This is a genomic window from Vibrio pomeroyi (assembly GCA_041879425.1).
GTDB lineage: Bacteria > Pseudomonadota > Gammaproteobacteria > Enterobacterales > Vibrionaceae > Vibrio > Vibrio pomeroyi_A.
On sequence record CP090854.1, the window covers coordinates 1,116,698 to 1,133,332 of the forward strand.

The 16,635-nt window shown below is 43.8% G+C and carries 14 protein-coding genes; 8 read left to right on the forward strand and 6 right to left on the reverse strand.

Annotated features, from left to right (window positions below; translation table 11 throughout):
* The first annotated feature begins 260 nt into the window (after nucleotides 1–260).
* Together L0992_05065 and L0992_05070 are read left to right on the forward strand one after the other, a co-directional pair.
* A complete protein-coding gene (locus L0992_05065; GenBank protein XGB68058.1) occupies nucleotides 261–1,802 on the forward strand; it encodes a sodium/solute symporter in 1,542 nt (513 codons plus the stop codon).
* A gap of 26 nt (nucleotides 1,803–1,828) precedes the next feature.
* Entirely contained in the window at nucleotides 1,829–3,199 is a 1,371-nt protein-coding gene (locus L0992_05070; GenBank protein XGB68059.1) for an L-serine ammonia-lyase, read from the forward strand.
* Nucleotides 3,200–3,312: 113 nt separating this feature from the next.
* Here the strand turns inward: L0992_05070 and L0992_05075 are convergent, their stop codons facing one another.
* Nucleotides 3,313–3,798 carry an Lrp/AsnC family transcriptional regulator gene (locus L0992_05075; protein XGB68060.1) on the reverse strand — a complete coding sequence of 162 codons (486 nt, stop codon included), beginning with the start codon at nucleotides 3,796–3,798 and terminating at the stop codon, nucleotides 3,313–3,315.
* 122 nt (nucleotides 3,799–3,920) lie between these two features.
* Here L0992_05075 and L0992_05080 point away from each other — a divergent pair, with 122 nt between their 5' ends.
* A complete protein-coding gene (locus L0992_05080; GenBank protein XGB68061.1) occupies nucleotides 3,921–4,520 on the forward strand; it encodes a LysE family translocator in 600 nt (199 codons plus the stop codon).
* A gap of 141 nt (nucleotides 4,521–4,661) precedes the next feature.
* On the opposite strand, the gene ahpF is transcribed toward L0992_05080, so the two are convergent.
* Together ahpF and ahpC are read right to left on the reverse strand one after the other, a co-directional pair.
* Entirely contained in the window at nucleotides 4,662–6,254 is a 1,593-nt protein-coding gene (gene ahpF, locus L0992_05085; protein ID XGB68062.1) for an alkyl hydroperoxide reductase subunit F, read from the reverse strand.
* 199 nt (nucleotides 6,255–6,453) lie between these two features.
* Nucleotides 6,454–7,011, reverse strand: a complete 558-nt coding sequence (ahpC, locus tag L0992_05090) for an alkyl hydroperoxide reductase subunit C (GenBank protein XGB68063.1) — start codon at nucleotides 7,009–7,011, stop codon at nucleotides 6,454–6,456.
* A 488-nt stretch (nucleotides 7,012–7,499) separates the two neighbouring features.
* Here ahpC and L0992_05095 point away from each other — a divergent pair, with 488 nt between their 5' ends.
* A complete protein-coding gene (locus tag L0992_05095; protein ID XGB68064.1) occupies nucleotides 7,500–7,991 on the forward strand; it encodes a VOC family protein in 492 nt (163 codons plus the stop codon).
* Nucleotides 7,992–8,135: 144 nt separating this feature from the next.
* Here the strand turns inward: L0992_05095 and L0992_05100 are convergent, their stop codons facing one another.
* Both L0992_05100 and L0992_05105 read right to left on the reverse strand, forming a co-directional pair.
* Nucleotides 8,136–8,810 (reverse strand): fibrobacter succinogenes major paralogous domain-containing protein, encoded by a 675-nt coding sequence (locus L0992_05100; protein XGB68065.1) that lies wholly within the window; start codon nucleotides 8,808–8,810, stop codon nucleotides 8,136–8,138.
* A 171-nt stretch (nucleotides 8,811–8,981) separates the two neighbouring features.
* Nucleotides 8,982–9,872 carry an AraC family transcriptional regulator gene (locus tag L0992_05105; GenBank protein XGB68066.1) on the reverse strand — a complete coding sequence of 297 codons (891 nt, stop codon included), beginning with the start codon at nucleotides 9,870–9,872 and terminating at the stop codon, nucleotides 8,982–8,984.
* 230 nt (nucleotides 9,873–10,102) lie between these two features.
* Here L0992_05105 and L0992_05110 point away from each other — a divergent pair, with 230 nt between their 5' ends.
* From L0992_05110 to L0992_05125, 4 genes are all read left to right on the forward strand, one after another.
* Nucleotides 10,103–10,972 carry a patatin-like phospholipase family protein gene (locus L0992_05110; GenBank protein ID XGB68067.1) on the forward strand — a complete coding sequence of 290 codons (870 nt, stop codon included), beginning with the start codon at nucleotides 10,103–10,105 and terminating at the stop codon, nucleotides 10,970–10,972.
* Nucleotides 10,973–11,270: 298 nt separating this feature from the next.
* On the forward strand, nucleotides 11,271–12,647 hold the full coding sequence (locus tag L0992_05115) for a purine permease (protein ID XGB68068.1): 1,377 nt from the start codon (nucleotides 11,271–11,273) through the stop codon (nucleotides 12,645–12,647).
* A 347-nt stretch (nucleotides 12,648–12,994) separates the two neighbouring features.
* Nucleotides 12,995–13,447 carry a septal ring lytic transglycosylase RlpA family protein gene (locus L0992_05120; protein XGB68069.1) on the forward strand — a complete coding sequence of 151 codons (453 nt, stop codon included), beginning with the start codon at nucleotides 12,995–12,997 and terminating at the stop codon, nucleotides 13,445–13,447.
* 440 nt (nucleotides 13,448–13,887) lie between these two features.
* The gene (locus L0992_05125) at nucleotides 13,888–14,901 is read left to right on the forward strand and encodes a manganese-dependent inorganic pyrophosphatase (protein XGB68070.1); all 1,014 of its coding nucleotides are present in this window, start codon (nucleotides 13,888–13,890) and stop codon (nucleotides 14,899–14,901) included.
* 240 nt (nucleotides 14,902–15,141) lie between these two features.
* On the opposite strand, the gene L0992_05130 is transcribed toward L0992_05125, so the two are convergent.
* On the reverse strand, nucleotides 15,142–16,059 hold the full coding sequence (locus tag L0992_05130) for a BRCT domain-containing protein (GenBank protein ID XGB68071.1): 918 nt from the start codon (nucleotides 16,057–16,059) through the stop codon (nucleotides 15,142–15,144).
* Nucleotides 16,060–16,635 lie beyond the last annotated feature (576 nt).

Here is a 16,635-nt window from a genome sequence, read left to right on the forward strand (position 1 = left end):
GGGAGAGATAATAGAATCTTTGTGGTTATTAGATCCGTGATCAAAGTCAATTTTAAAATGAGTGCGTACCCATTTTGTGTATTTTGGTGATCTTGATCTCATTTAACTGCGTTTTTGTGCTTTGTGGGGCGATTTGAGTGTTTAATCGTCTATCTTAGTGATAATAGTCACACTTACTGTGGGTTTTTGAGGGAAAATATCCATTTTTGAGTACTATTGGCGGCGAATGATTAGAAGAATACAATAAACGGAATCTCAAAATGGTTACGTACTCAAGTTTTGTGGTTATTGCTCTTTATGTGTTAACTACTTTATTTATCAGCTACTTAGTAAACAAGCGCTATAGCGTTGGTGGCGACTTTTCGACTGGTGGAAAACAATTTGGTTGGTTTACGGCGGGTGTGTCGATTCTTGCAACCTACATCAGTGCGATGACGTTCGTGGGTATGCCGGGCTGGGTTTATAGCTCAGGCATGGAAGCAATGAGCGTTCATCTGAATTACCCAGTAGTGATCTTTTTCGCTGTGGTTTTCTTTGTTCCAGTGTTTTACAAACTCGGCCTGACCTCGATTTACGAATACCTAGAACACCGCTTTGGCGTTGTTGCTCGCACGATCAATTCCATCGTGTTTATTGTGGTTCAGTGTATTTCGGCAGGGGTTATTCTGTATGCGGTGGCATTGATTTTAGTGCAAGTGTTGCCCGTGAGTATCTCTGAGGCAATCATCTACATCAGCCTGTTTACCGCCTTGTATACCTATGCGGGGGGCATCTCAACCGTCATATGGACAGACATGCTGCAGTCGGCAGTATTGATTATCGGCAGCATTGCGATCTTTGGTTTATTACTGATGAAGATTGATGCGGGGGAGGTGTTGTCTCCTGAGCATCTGAATATCATCAACCTCGATTTTGATCTTGGCGTCGACACCACATTGTGGGCAGGTGTAGTAGCAGTGAGCTTTTTGCACTTGAGCGTATATGGCACTAACCAACTGATTATCCAAAGAACACTGGCGACAAAAAACGTTCAGACAGCACAAAAATCCATGCTGCTTTGTGGTTACGGCGCGTTCTTCATCTATCTGTTTTTTGCTGTGATGGGCGTTCTGTTGAGTGTCTTCTATCAAGACTCCAGCTTTGAAAACAGTAATGAAGTGATTCTCGATTTCGTGTTTAACCACACTAACCCAATCATTGTTGGGCTTGTGATTTCTGCATTGTCGGCAGCGGCGATGTCGACACTGGATTCCACTTATAACTCAATGGCGACCGTGGCAACGTTCGATTTTTATAAGCGCTTCTTCCGTAAGAAAGCCTCTGACGCGCACTATGAATCGGTGGCAAGAAAAATGAGCCTTGTTGCCGCAGCGTCAGTAGTTGTACCTGCTTTGTTGGCGGTCTCTAACGAATCTGTACTCAAAACTATTGCCAGCCTGACTTCAATTTTTGTTGGTATTCGCCTTGGCTCTTTCATCCTTGGTTTGTTCTTCAAGCAAGCGAATGAAAAAGGTGTTATTGCAGGCAGTATCGGCAGTGTCGCAGTGGTATTTATTGCCAAATACAGTGGCATCTCTTGGCCTTGGTTTGCCTTAATTGGCACGGTGGTTTTCTTAGTTTTAGGTGTTGTTGTGAGCCGTTTCTGGGGAGAGGTGACACAGCAACAACACGAATTTATTGCCAAGCAAAAGCATTTGTTTGCTAAGCCTACCGCGAGTCACTACGGCTTGTTGGTCTTTGCGGTTGTGACGATCGCTGCTTGTACTGTTATCCCTGATTGGCTTTATGCCGCTCTTTCTTAATTGACCGATTCTTTACTGGTATATCTATGTTATCGATCTTTGATATCTACAAAATTGGTGTGGGGCCATCGAGCTCACACACTAACGGCCCAATGATTGCGGGTTTCCATTTCACTCAATTAGTCGCAGACAGAATCACAGAGGTGGTGCGTGTTCAGGTCGATCTTTATGGTTCGTTATCGTTAACCGGAATAGGTCACCACACCGACAGAGCGACCATCTTGGGTTTGCTTGGCAATAAGCCAGACACGATTAAGATCACCAGCGCTAATGAAGCGATGCGACGGGCTATCGACAGTGGTGAAATGCAATTGAGTGGCAGCCACGCGATTGGTTTTAACTACCAAACCGACATGCTCTTTCACGAAGATAATCTGCCTCTGCATGAAAACGGCATGATGATTACCGCGTTCGATCAAACTGGTAAGGTAATTGTCGATGAAACCTATTACTCGATTGGTGGTGGTTTTATTGCAACCGCGGATGAGCTGCAAAACGGCACCAAAACTGAATCGGTAAAGGTGACTTATCCTTTTAAGAACGCCGACGAAATGCTGAAACAAGCTGAAGACAACGGCATGAGCCTAGGTGGAATGATTCTGAAAAATGAGTCGGCCTTCCAAGGTGCAGATGCTATTGCAGAAAAGGCAGACCAGATCTGGCGCGTGATGTCGCGTTGTATGGAACGTGGCTTTGAGACTGAAGGTATTCTAGATGGCGGTTTGAACGTCACTCGCCGTGCGCCAAACCTATTGAAAAAGCTAGAAGCGAATGCAGCCGTCGAAAACGATCCAATGGAAATCATGGATTGGATTAACCTGTTTGCCTTTGCAGTTAGTGAAGAAAACGCGGCGGGTGGCCAAGTGGTGACGTCACCAACCAATGGGGCGGCGGGTGTGATTCCTGCGGTATTGATGTATTACCATCGCTTTATTAAAGAGTTGGATACCAAGCAACTCAAAGACTTCCTAGCGGTATCGGGTGCGATTGGTATTTTGTACAAAACCAACGCTTCGATTTCAGGTGCCGAAGTAGGGTGCCAAGGAGAGGTGGGCGTATCGTCTTCTATGGCGGCTGCGGGCTTGACTGCGCTGCGTGGGGGCAGTAACGAGCAGATTTGTATTGCAGCAGAGATTGCGATGGAACACTCACTCGGTATGACGTGTGACCCAATTGGTGGCTTAGTACAAGTACCATGTATTGAACGAAATGCGATGGGTGCGATGAAGGCGATTAATGCATCTCGCATGGCATTGAAACGCAATAGTAAATCTTTGATCTCGTTGGATAAGGTCATCGCGACCATGTACCAAACGGGTAAAGACATGAATAAGAAGTATCGCGAAACCTCTCTTGGCGGCTTAGCGCTGATTCATTTAGCTCACCCTTGTGAATAGAAAGCGTAATTAAACGATATTCGTTTCAAACAAAGCCCAGCCCCTAAGTTTTAGAAACCTAGGGAGCTGGGCTTTTGTTTTGCTGAAAGAACAGGGCAGTCAAGAGATGTAAATTAGTCCTCAAGAGGGAGTTGATAGCTGTTTTTCAGTTCTTTCACTGAGATGTTGGATTGAATGGCACTCACGCCTTTCACTCGTCGAATCGAGCTAATACGCTCAAAGTACTCTTCCAAATCTTTTGCTAACACTTGCACCATGTAGTCGGCACCGCCTGCAATACAGTGACACATCGGAATCCAATCGGTAACGGCAACAAACTCTTCGAATGGTTCTGTGTTTTCAACCTCGTGGTTGCCTAGTGTGACTAAGGTAAAACCTGCCACATGAAAGCCTAATTTCTTGCGATTGAGTTTGGCAGCATAACCGTCGATATAGCCTGTTTCTTCCATGCGTTTCCAACGACGCCAACATGGGGTTTCACTGAGGTTTACCTTCTCGGCGAGCTTACTGTTGCTCATGCGACCGTCTTGTTGGATATGTCCTAAGATGGCGATATCTGTGTCATCTAACACTTCTTTAGTGGATTCTTTCTGTTTCATAGTGATTTTAGAAAAATCTTGCTCATATTTGCATTGATATTAGCCTATATAGCAATTTAATTCCTAGTCGAATCTGTAAACTCTCTCCCTATCAATACTTTACTTACTAGGAGTGAGAGGAAATGAGCTCTCAATTAATGCTGGCGTTCTTGCTATTTTCAACATCGATTGCAATTACACCTGGGGCAGGGAATATCGCATTACTTGGGATTTCAAGTCGTTATGGGTTTGCTGCAACTTTGCCTTTTATCTCTGGAAACGCTTTTGGCATCATCATCGTACTGGCAGGATCCAGTGTCGGTTTGGTGAGCCTATTCACTCTTTACCCAGAGCTATACAACATTTTGAAGTACGCGGGCGCAGCTTATTTGCTGTTCATGGCATGGTCGATTGCCAATATGCAAATCGAAGAGAGCACCACCGATAACCGTTCGGGCTTTGTGTCGGGTGTGTTGGTTCAGGTGTTGAACCCTAAAGGTTGGATTGCTTCGTTAACTGTGTTTTCTCAGTTCATCACTCCGAACGCAGACTATCTGATTCAAGTGGTGACCATTATAGCAGGCATGGTGATCACGGGCGTACCGTGCATGTTGGTGTGGGCGTATTGCGGCACTATGCTTAAAAAGCTGCTTCAATCACCAAAACAGATGATGGTGGTAAACCGTTGTTTGGGCGGAAGCCTCGCACTGGTGGTTGCCTTTATGCTTTATCAACCAGCATAAAGCGTCGCTACAAATAAAAAAACCACTCCTAAATCCATAGGAGTGGTGTCTAAAAATCGACTAAGTGGTTAACAATAATTAGTAAGTTACTAATAACTCGTAAGTTAACAAGAACGTTTTAAGGAATGTTTGCTTAAAAGATTAAGCGGTTTCAGCCTCTTGAACCGGAGCTGAGTTACGGATTAGGTGGTCAAATGCACCTAAACTTGCTTTAGCACCTTCACCCATCGCAATGATGATCTGCTTGTAAGGTACGGTTGTTACGTCACCCGCTGCGAATACACCTTTCATTGATGTTGCGCCATGAGCGTTAATTTCAATTTCACCGCGTGGTGAGAGCTCAACTTTCGAACCCTTCAACCATTCGCTGTTTGGCATTAGGCCGATTTGAACAAAGATACCTGCTAGTTCGATCTGTTTAAGTTCATCCGTATTGCGGTCTTTGTATTCCAGACCGGTTACGCGGTTGCCATCACCCAATACTTGTGTGGTTTGAGCCATCTTGATGATTTCGATGTTTGGCGTTGCGTTTGCTTTGTCGATCAGCACTTGGTCAGCGCGCAGTGTGTCTGCAAACTCAAGCACGGTTACATGCTCCACGATGCCTGCTAGGTCAATTGCTGCTTCAATACCTGAGTTACCACCGCCGATAACCGCAGTTTTCTTACCTTTGAACAGTGGGCCGTCACAGTGTGGGCAGTAAGCAACACCTTTGTTGCGGTACTCTTGTTCACCCGGAACGTTCATTTCACGCCAGCGTGCACCCGTACTTGTGATGACGGTGCGAGCTCGTAGTGTTGCGCCGCTCTCTAGCTCAACGTGGATGTAACCGTCTTCTGTGTCTTCTGCCGCAATGATGTTTGCAGCGCGCTGCTCAGTCATCACTTCAACACCGTACTCTTTTACGTGCTCTTCTAGGCTAGCCACCAACTTAGGACCCGTTGTTGCTTTCACTGAGATAAAGTTCTCAATCGCCATGGTGTCCATTACTTGACCACCGAATCGGTCAGCAACCACACCTGTGCGAATGCCTTTACGTGCTGCGTAGATAGCTGCTGAAGAACCTGCAGGGCCACCACCGACAACTAACACATCAAACGGTGCTTGTTGGTTTAGGTTTGCAGCTTTCTTTTCAGCTGCGCCTGAATCAACTTTGTTAAGGATTTCAGCCAATGACATACGGCCTTGACCAAATAGTTCACCATTAATGAATACGCTTGGTACCGCCATGATATCGCGAGACTTCACTTCCTCTTGGAATGCAGCGCCATCGATCATGGTTGTCTTAACCAGAGGGTTAATCGCCGACATCATGTTGAACGCCTGAACCACTTCTGGACAGTTTTGGCACGATAGTGAGATGAAAATCTCTACATTAAGTTCTTGATCTAATTCTTTAATTTGCTCGATAACGTCAGCTTCAAGCTTGATAGGGTGACCACCACTGTGAAGCAGTGCCAGTACCAATGATGTGAACTCGTGACCCATTGGTAGACCGGCGAAACCGATCGCAGTGCCTTTCTCTTGGTTCACGACCTGCATGATAGGGCTTCGAGTGCTTGCGCTGTCATCACGAGTCACTTCAATTTTGTCTGTGAGAGAGGCGATATCATTCGCTAGGTCTTGAAGTTTGTTTGCGGTATCGCTGTCATCAAGGCTCAGCACTAACTGAACATTGGTTTTTAGGTTTTCTAGGTATGCTTTTAGCTGCTGCTTCATTGCTTGATCTAACATAATCGTGCCTGCTCTTAAATTCTGTGTCTTGGTATTGACCAATACCTTCTTGCTGAAAAAGGAAAATAAAAAGGGGGCGCAAGTCGGCAAATATTGTGGTGTTGATGGTTTGAAAGGGTGGCGCGCAACTGCCCTTTAGGAGGGAGGCCGAAGCGCGCCTGTAGAACCGTTTTATTTGTTCTTTTTAGATAGGCTTAGATTAAATCTTACCTACTAGGTCTAGAGATGGTGCTAGTGTCTCTTCGCCTTCTTTCCATTTAGCTGGGCAAACTTCACCTGGGTTAGCCGCTACGTATTGTGCTGCTTTAACCTTGCGTAGTAGGTCTTCAGCGTCACGGCCGATGCCTTCAGCTGTGATTTCCATTGCTTGGATAACGCCTTCAGGGTCGATTAGGAACGTAGCACGGTCTGCTAGACCTTGACCTTCACGCATTACGTTGAAGTTGTTTGTGATAGTGCCTGTTTGGTCGCCTACCATGAAGTATTCGATAGTACCGATTTTGTCAGAAGTATCGTGCCAAGCTTTGTGAGAGAAGTGCGTGTCAGTTGATACTGAGTAAACTTCTACACCGCGAGATTGAAGCTCTGCGTATTTTTCTTGCAGGTCAACTAGCTCAGTTGGACATACGAAAGTGAAGTCTGCTGGGTAGAAGAAGAACACTGCCCACTTGCCTTTAACGTCTTGCTCAGTGATTTCTACGAACTCGCCGTTTTTGAATGCTGTTGCGTTGAATGGTTTGATTTCTGTGTTGATCATGTTGGACTCTCTTTCTAATTTGTAGTGTTTAACGCTATCCCGCGTCGATGGAGATATATTGCATTGGCACCGAAAATTAGTGAAATCGGATATTTCTATAGATTCAATAGGCAAATCCTATCTTTGATAGAAGAAAGCTATCGATAAAAGCTATCAACAAAAACTATTGGCAAAAGCCATCAAACATCAGCCTCACCCATTTGAGGAGCTATGCTCTTTAGGCTGTACTCTACATTTGGCTTATCTCTATTAGCGCTAACGTCTATTTCTAGTTTGAGTATCTATGTATAGCGTGAACATCGACGTAGATAGTGTTTCTTTAAGTGAGCTGAGATCCCCTATTAATTTTAAATAACAAAATATTATCATTAATATAATTTATGATAATTTCAATTAATCAGGGTCTCTCCCTATACTCTCTTCATCGAAACGAAATACCGAAGCTAGGCTTCGAAAAGCACAGAATAAAAAACGAATTGGAGAAAGTTATGAAAATGAATCACGTAGGCATCATGGTAGGCGACATGGACCAAGCAGTAGAGTTTTACACTAAGGCTCTAGGTCTAAGAATCGTAATGAACAACACTAAAGTGATGGAAGAGCGCGAATCGGCAATCGGCCGTATGTGTATCGCTGTATTTGGCGAAGGCTTCAAAGGCTTCAACATTGCTCACCTAGTAACTTCAGACGGTATCGGTGTTGAGCTGTTCGAAATGGTTGACCGTGAAGAGCGTCATAACGTTGATTTCTCTCGCCTAGGCATTTTCCACTTCTGTCTACAGCTTCCAAAAGAGCAGTTTCATTCAGCTATCAAGCGCGTTGAAGAGTTTGGCGGTAAAGTACGCATGGATATTCACCGTTACCACCCAGAAGACGAACTAAAACAAGCACAAATGGTTTACCTAGAAGACCCGTTTGGCAACCTGTTCGAATTCTACTCTCACTCATACGAAGATACATACGCGACTGATTACGAGTAATCGCATTACTGCCTTCTATAAGGTAGAAAAACCGAAACACCCCCTAAAGAGGATTGGTAGAGATACCAATCCTTTTTTGTGTCTGCGGTATTGGGGAAGGGGAGATGTAGTGTTGGCAGGGAGCACTACAGCCACAATGACCGCTTATTGGTCTTCGATTTTTACGCATCGAATTGAGAACATATAGTCTTTCGAACTTGTTGCTCTACGTATTTCACCTTTATGTGTATTCCACCAAGCGTAAGCAAGTGTTCGGATAATCCCTTTTTTGTCGGATGCGCTGCTCGCAGTCCAAAACTCGGTGTAAGCACCTTCAGTGATATACCAACCATTCCATTTTACGCCTGCAGGTCTAGCAAAGAAGTTCTGTTTATTGACAATAGATGGGTCTACTTTGGAAAAGAGCCCATCTGCTTGAGCTTCTTTGAGTTGCAAACCTAAGTTTTGCTTGCCGCCACGCCAACCATTTTGGTGTACTTCTTCCTCAGGCATACCGATGGCCAGCTCCAACTTTTTCCAATCCTCATCGGTGGCCACTCGCCAGCCGACTGGGCAAAGGTTTCGTTGATCTGAAACGTCATGCCAATTGTATAAACGTCCGTATTTTAATAGGTTTTCTTGATCATCTTTTGGGATCGCGCCAGATCTTACTGGGCTGCCATCTTGGAACTGAGTGCTTCTCAAGCTTTCCGCTAACCAAACCTGTTCACCGATACTAACGGTGCGATAAGTGTTACCTTCCGCGTCTTGAACTGTATCCGTCATTTGGTGTAACTCTTTGTTGATGTCGTTAGCCGATGATGTGGCAGCAATAACCATACTGACTCCTATAGATGAAATTAGCTTTTTCATGATGAATAACCCGTTGCAATCTTATGGGGTTACTTTAACTCTCATGTTGAGCTTAAAATAGGCGATATACTCTCTAAAATATGCCTATTTATCTCATTTGATATGGCGGAGAGATTTGATAGTCAAACTGTTTTATTACTATGCGATGTTTTCAATCAGCTGTTTTGATTGGCTCCACTGCTTAGGTGACTGGCCATATACACGCTTAAACTCACGACTAAATTGAGAGGAGCTGACGTACCCAACCGCCATCGCAGCTTCATTGACATTCTTACCCGCAGCTATCTTCATCGCCGCATTATTCAAGCGCATCGACTTCATAAATTGGATTGGTGACATTCGGGTCGCTTGTTTGAATTTTCGGTGGAATACCGCTCGGCTCATTCCCACATGCGATGCGAGCTCATCAATCGTGACGTTCTTTGTCAGGTTCAACGATAAATACTCTATCGAACGGGCAATTTCATTACCAATGCCAAACGCGCCTCGCACTGAAAGACCTGCCTCACCTTGTAACACAGCGTAATAGAGTTCTCTTAAACGATTCTCGCCGAGAATGGCTGTTCCAGCTTTATCGTTCCCTAACTGAATGAGTCTAAGTAGAGCATCAGAGAAAGTGTCGTCCCAATTGGCGAGTGATAACCCTTGAGGTTGTGGGCTGCCTTTAGGGATCTTGATCACGCCGCTGACACTCTCCATTGCGATGGCTAACTCGGTCATCACTTTGGTATCGAGTGAGATAGATATCCCTAACAACGGATTTTCAGGCGTTGCTGCTGGTGTACCCGCCTCAACAGGCATGGAGACTGAGCAGCACAAGTACTGACTGCTGTCATAGATGTACTTATCGCCATCCAATATCGCTTCTTTACTACCGCTTAAAATCACGATTAGCGTTGGTTCATAGACGGCAGGAGCGCACGGAATAGCCTGGGTCACCTTAAATAGGCGAACTCCCTTTATTCCCGTTTCGATCATGCCATCTTCGATCACACGACTTTCTACTAGTTGTTTAATTTTCTGCTTCATTAATCTGCACCGTAAATTCGACTTGATACAAATAGGCATATTTTTGAGATGAATTCGCCTATTTATGAATCTTTGTGAGAGTTATAGTAACTTCAGACAACAATACTACCGCTGATAGGTGCATGCAAACTGCTTTCGTGCTTTATCAAAAGCTCAATCTAGGCCTGTTCGTTGTAACGAAAAGGCTTGGTGGAGATAAGTAGTTTTAAATAAAGAGTTGGAAAAAGAATATGTTAAAAAGCTTCATTCTCACATTAGTTACGCTGTCTTTGATGGCCTGCTCAACACCTAATGTTTATAACGATCTCAATGCGATACCTTCTACGGAAACGGGTGATCATGATCTAGGTATTGCGTTTGGCGGTGGTGGCGTTCGTGGGTTTATGCACCTAGGCGTGATCAAAGCCTTGGCGGAGGAGGGCATCGCTCCTGATGTCGTGAGCGGTACCTCTGCGGGTTCGATTGCTGCCACTTTATATGCTTCAGGGATGAGTTATGAAGAGATGGAAATCGCAATTGAAAAAGTTGGCATGTCTGACATCGCCGATTTTGTATTTTCTTCAAAAGGCTTGGTGAATGGCAAGAACTTGTCAGAATGGATAAACAGTCAAGTGACGTATGATGATCTATCTGATATGCCAATGCCTGTCGCGCTTACCGCTACCAATATGACATCGAGAGAAACTGTTATTATTCGTTCGGGTAACCCGGGGCACGCAGTTCAAACCTCATCAACCATTCCGGGCGCATTTGTACCCGTTGAAAATCAAGGTGATATCTTAGTCGATGGCGGAATTTTTAGTGTTGTGCCTGTTTATGCGGCTAAAGATCTCGGTGCAAAGAAAGTGATAGCGGTTGATATCTATTGCCACAATCAAATTACACCGGAAATATCGGCGAGCAAGATTACGCTTGCGGCTTTTCGCATGCAAAGTTGCCGCCTGTCCGAGCAAGAGCTAAACAGTGCCGATGTTGTCATTAGACCGGACTATGAGCCGAGTGGAAGTGCGGCTTTTAATGAAAAAGAACAAGCAATACAAGCGGGTTATCTGGCGGCAAAAGAGGCGATGCCTGAGATAAAGGCGATACTCTCAATCTAGCGGCGGAGATATTGCTGTAACATTGTTTGGTTCAAACTCTTGTTAACTGAGGTTTCAAGGTCCTAAAGAGGATTGGTAGAGATACCAGCTCTTTTTTGTGCTTGTAGGACATATTAAGGAACATCGGATAAACCTTCGGTTGCACTAAAACAAGCCGACAATGTTGCTCTTTAGTGCAGTATTCTTTTGATGGAAAACTTAACTGATTGATAAATATAATGTTAAACCATTGGCATATATGTTGCTCTATTGCCTTTATGTAAATTGTATACAATAAAAAATACATAAAGGAAGTCACATGGAACAGAACAGTGAATTGATCTACGGATTAGACGATCGACCATCAGTTAAAGCAGCCAGTTACGCAGCACTGCAGCATGTATTAGCCAGCTTTGTTGGTATTATCACACCCACGCTTATTATTGGCGGTGTCCTTGGATTGGGAGAGCACATTCCCTATCTAATCAGCATGGCATTGATGGTGTCTGGAGTCGGCACCTTTATCCAAGCACGAAAAATTGGGCCAGTTGGCGCAGGGATGATTTGCGTCCAAGGAACCAGCTTTGCGTTCTTAGGCTCAGTGTTAGGTGCAGGCTTTCTGGTTAAAGCGAATGGAGGCGGGCCGGATGAAATGCTCGCCACCATTTTCGGTGTCTGTTTCTTTGGTGCGTTTGTTGAAATCGTCCTATCGCGTTTTATCGAAAAACTCAAAGTGGTGATCACGCCTGTTGTGACCGGAATCGTTATCACCACGATAGGTATCTCTTTGATTAAAGTCGGTGTCACCGATATTGCTGGTGGCGTTGGCGCAGAAGATTTTGGCTCTGGAAGCAACCTGATGCTAGGTGCAATAGTCCTCGGAACCATAGTCGCGCTTAACCTGAGTAACAATAATATGGTTAGGTTGTCGTCGATTTTAGTTGGGTTGATTGTTGGCTGGGGTGTTGCCATTTTGATGGGTAAAGCGTCTATGGTTTCATTTGCATCTCAACCGTTATTGAGTATTCCTGTCCCATTTAAATATGGTTTCGCTTTTGATTGGCAAGCCTTCTTGCCTATCGCTTTTATTTACTTGATCACGGTTATTGAAACGACGGGTGATCTGACCGCCAATAGCATGTTCTCAGGCCAGCCAATTAAGGGGCAAAAATACATCAATCGACTTAAGGCGGGCGTGCTAGGTGACGGCGTGAACTCGCTTATCGCGGCAGTATTCAATACTTTTCCAAATACCACTTTCAGCCAGAACAACGGTGTGATTCATTTTACCGGAATCGCGAGTCGCTACATTGGCTACTTCATTGCAGCCATTCTTTTTCTGTTAGGGCTATTTCCCATCTTAGGCGCGGTATTAATGACGATTCCAAAACCTGTATTGGGCGGGGCGACATTGGTGATGTTCGGTACGGTTGCCGCTGCGGGCATTAAAATTATTGCTAATGAAAAGCTAGATCGCCGCAGAATCATGACGATTGCCATCTCACTAGGTTTAGGGCTTGGAGTAATGTTGGTACCGGATTTATTGAAAGAAGCGCCCAAGTTAGCGCAAAGCATATTTGGTTCACCTGTAACCATGTCGGGTATCGCTGCTCTTGTGATTACGGGGTTGATGTCTTTGGTACCTGAAACTAAAGCCAAACCGATGACGAACACAGTACAAACCAGTAAAGCGTAGTTCCTACACTTACGAATAGATTCTTCGACTGATTACGAGTAATAAGTTATCTGTATTTCATAAGGTATAAACTGAGGCGCGACCTAAAAAGGATTGGTAGAGATACCAATCCTTTTTTGTATTTGGATACTTGGCTGAGTGACTTATCCATATGAAGTGATTAAGAAAGATACAGGTTTAAGGCGTTGTTAAAGTTGACGTTTTGAAGATAAAACCTTTCATGAATATGACGGAATAAAGCGTTGTTCATGAAAACATTGCGCCATCATACCGAATGGTAGCCTTGGCTGAGCAGCGACTATACTCAGCACGATATGGCTAACCAATAACAACGAAAACAGAGAAACATGCAGAGATTAGCGCACCCAAATCACATGAAAAAATTACATATTATCTTTACCGCTCTTATCCTTATGATATTAGCTGGTTGCACCTCAACGTCGGCTGTCGGCAGTTCTAAAACAAAGGAATATGCCAAGTCACATGCTTTGACTGGTAAAGCTTCTTGGTATGGTGATAAGTTCCATGGAAAGCTCACAGCAAGTGGTGAGACGTATAATATGAATGCTTATACGGCAGCGCATAAAACCTTAGCCTTTGGCACTATCGTGAGAGTGACCAATACAGCCAATAACAAGTCTGTTGATGTAAAAATTAACGATAGAGGCCCTTACGTAAAAGGCCGAGTGATTGATCTTTCTCATAAGGCATTTGCAAAAATCGGCAATGTTAAACAAGGCACCGTGCCTGTCAAAATCGAGATTGTTGATGACAGTAATACCTTTAGGTACAAGCACTAGAATCCCCTCCTAGCCTCCCCTTGGTTTACATCTCCAATCCCTTACCTGCAATGGAAAGGGGAGGAACTGACTGTCGACCTTGAGGAATGTACAGTACATTTATGCTTACTTGATTAGGCTGCGTTTGCAGCCTTTTTTGATCCTTCCTAGTATCATTTTAATTAGATTAGCTAATTCTAAGAATTTTAATTGGGTCTTTTATATCTCGTTAGTTCAGTGGTTTAAATGTCAGTTCACCAAGCTTCATTAAAATTCATTGTCAAATAATGAAAAGCTGACCTAATCCTAAATGATGTGTAACTTAGCTAACAATGGGAAAGGAAAGGGGAATTACATTTCGTTACTCATTGAAGTAAATCTGAAACATCGATGAAACGGTCTTGAAATTTTTGAGGGCTAGCGTATGGGGTTCTAAAACGAATCCAAATAAGGAAATACCCGTGAAGCTAACACCTGTCGTTGCCGCCGTAATCATGTCTTTCAGCTCAGCAAGTTTTGCTTTTAGCTTGCAACAATCAGCCCATGAAAACAGTGAAGATCTCGTATGGACGGGGCACCTTAGCCCAGATAGCGACACGGTAATGTCTGCGATGCTCGCGGCTCATATCTATGGCGGTACGGCGACAGTGCCTGAACCTATAAATCCTGAATCGACGTTTATCTTGAACTACTGTAATGCGGAATCACCACGTGTAGAGACAGATTACTCTTCATACCGAGTAGGGCTGGTGGACTTCAACCAAGTGACTCAACTAGCGCCAACCATCGATCAATCATCTATTGTGGCTGTGGTCGATCACCACGCGATTGGTGGCTCTCCAATTAACACACCACAGATTGTCGAGATGGATATTCGAGGTTGGGGTTCAGCTGCAACTATTCTGGCTGATAACGCTGAAAAGCTTGATGTGACGTTACCTAAACACCTTGCTTGTGTTGGTTTGGGTGCGATTCTTTCTGACACTGTGGTATTCCAATCTGCAACGACGACTGAGCACGATCGTGAGTACGCAGAGAAGCTGGCGAAGGTTGCAGGCATTTCAGATATCGAAGATTTCGGTCAGCAAATGTTGATTGCTAAATCAGATCTTAGCCATCTTTCTTCTGAAACCATTCTGACGCTGGATTACAAAAACTTTAAGTACGGTGGCAAACAGGTGGGCATCGGCGTTGCTGAAACGCTAACCGCTCAACAACTGATTGACCGTAAAGACGAGCTTTTGGCTGCGATGAAGTCTTATAAAGAAAAGAACGGCTTAGATCATCTGTTCTTCTCAATCACAGACACTAAGAATAAAGAAGCTAACCTATTGTGGGTGGATGAAAACGATTACCAAGTTATCAAATCGGCTTTCAACGTTGAACCAACAAGCGACATGTTAACTCTGGAAGGCGTCACTTCTCGTAAGCGCCAGATTGGCCCTGCAGTGCAAAAGGCAATTGAGAGCTTGTAAGCATAAAGATAGTTTGGGAGAGGGATTGGTAGAGATACCAATCCCTTTTTTTGGGGCGTCTAAGTTGGAGTTGGACAGAAATGTGTTAGCGGTGCATAAAATGTGTCAAAAAAGTACATAGACATCTTTATACATTCGAACTCGCGAGCACAAGTTGATGAATTTAAATTTAATTAATATCAATAGCTTAATTTCATTATAACTCTTAGCTTTGTACCCAATTTCTGTACAAGAAGAGCATCACTGTTCATCACAAACTGTTAGTGCATTCCACAGCTCTTCATTAATAATTTCAATTTTGCATCCTTCTACGCGATAGGTTAAGACTGATTCAATTTTTCTACCATAACTCGTGAACCGCCAATCTCGACTCGCAACTGCACCAAGCACAAGTATATCAAGGCTCTTCACAATATTGCCTTTTACTTGGGCGCCTAAAGATAAAGCTTTTTGCTCTTGAACCTTTCTTGAACCACTTAAAAATTTACCAGTAAAACAAACTTGTTTCCCCTTGAGGCAAATTCGTCCATCTTGAGTTGTCGAAAAGTCAGCTGACATACCATATGCAAGGCCTGTTTCCAGCAGAGACTGACCGGAAATAGCCTTGATAAGACTCAATAAGTCACATCTTTCACTATCATCAACGATCCCATCTTCCAGTATCATATCAAGACGCTTTTTTATTGCGTTTGCAGGCCACTTACTGACAAGGTGTTTATCTTTACTAAGTAGCTTTGCTAGTTTTTCGATCTCTGCATCACATAAAGTGTCGTCAGCGCTTATACCACTTAGAAACCCGAGAAGATGATTGACAGTGCCTTCATAGCCACCATCTTCAAGGTCACCATAATTCAGTATGTCTTGCAGCATTTCCTGCATATCAATAAGTTCAGATGTTGTTATCACACTGTCTTCTAAGATATCTTCTACTTGTTCATGAATATCAATGAAATCTCCATCCGTTAAGTTGAATACGTCGTTATCCTTCCATGCACGAAGATAGACTTCCTCGAGTTCACTCAAATGCTTATCAGCATGAATACCATCCAGAATTCCTTTGAGTGTTAATATTGCTTTAGCTTTGTTTCGTTTGTAATTAAACGCCAAAGTCTCAGGTTGTCCGTGGTGATCCAATACTGCTGTTGATTTAGTCGTCATTTTATGCAACCTAATTAATTTAAACTAATAGCATACGGATAAATATCTCAACGCGATGGAATCATCAAGAGCAGATGTAACAATTGCCACGAAAAGTACTCGCAAAATATCGTTTATGCTTACTACGTCAACTCTCGGTACCTTAATTAGATTTAACTAATTTCAAACGAGTACAGACGTATGGCTGTTTAACGTTTATCTATAGTCATTTGTTATAACCAATTGACTGCACTCAAACTCTGCCAAACCGTATCCGAAAAAGTTAGGTTCGCATTTCAGGTACAACACAATGAGTAGCACGTAAGAATTAAACGGTAACAATTCAGTTCCGTAACTCATTTTGGGCAAATCCGTGTTAGCTCATAACTAAATCCCCTCCTAACCTCCCCTTAATCTGCATCTTCGATTCATTGTGGTTTTTGAAAAGGGGAGGAACAGAATGTCGGACGTTATATGTGCAGTTACACATCCAGCGCCAAAGAAGATTCTCCCCCTCGGTCGTCAATTTAAAGGGGTTGATGAACTGAACATGAGGGGGAGTTAGAGGGGGAGGGTGTTCGAAATCAGCCCGAACGT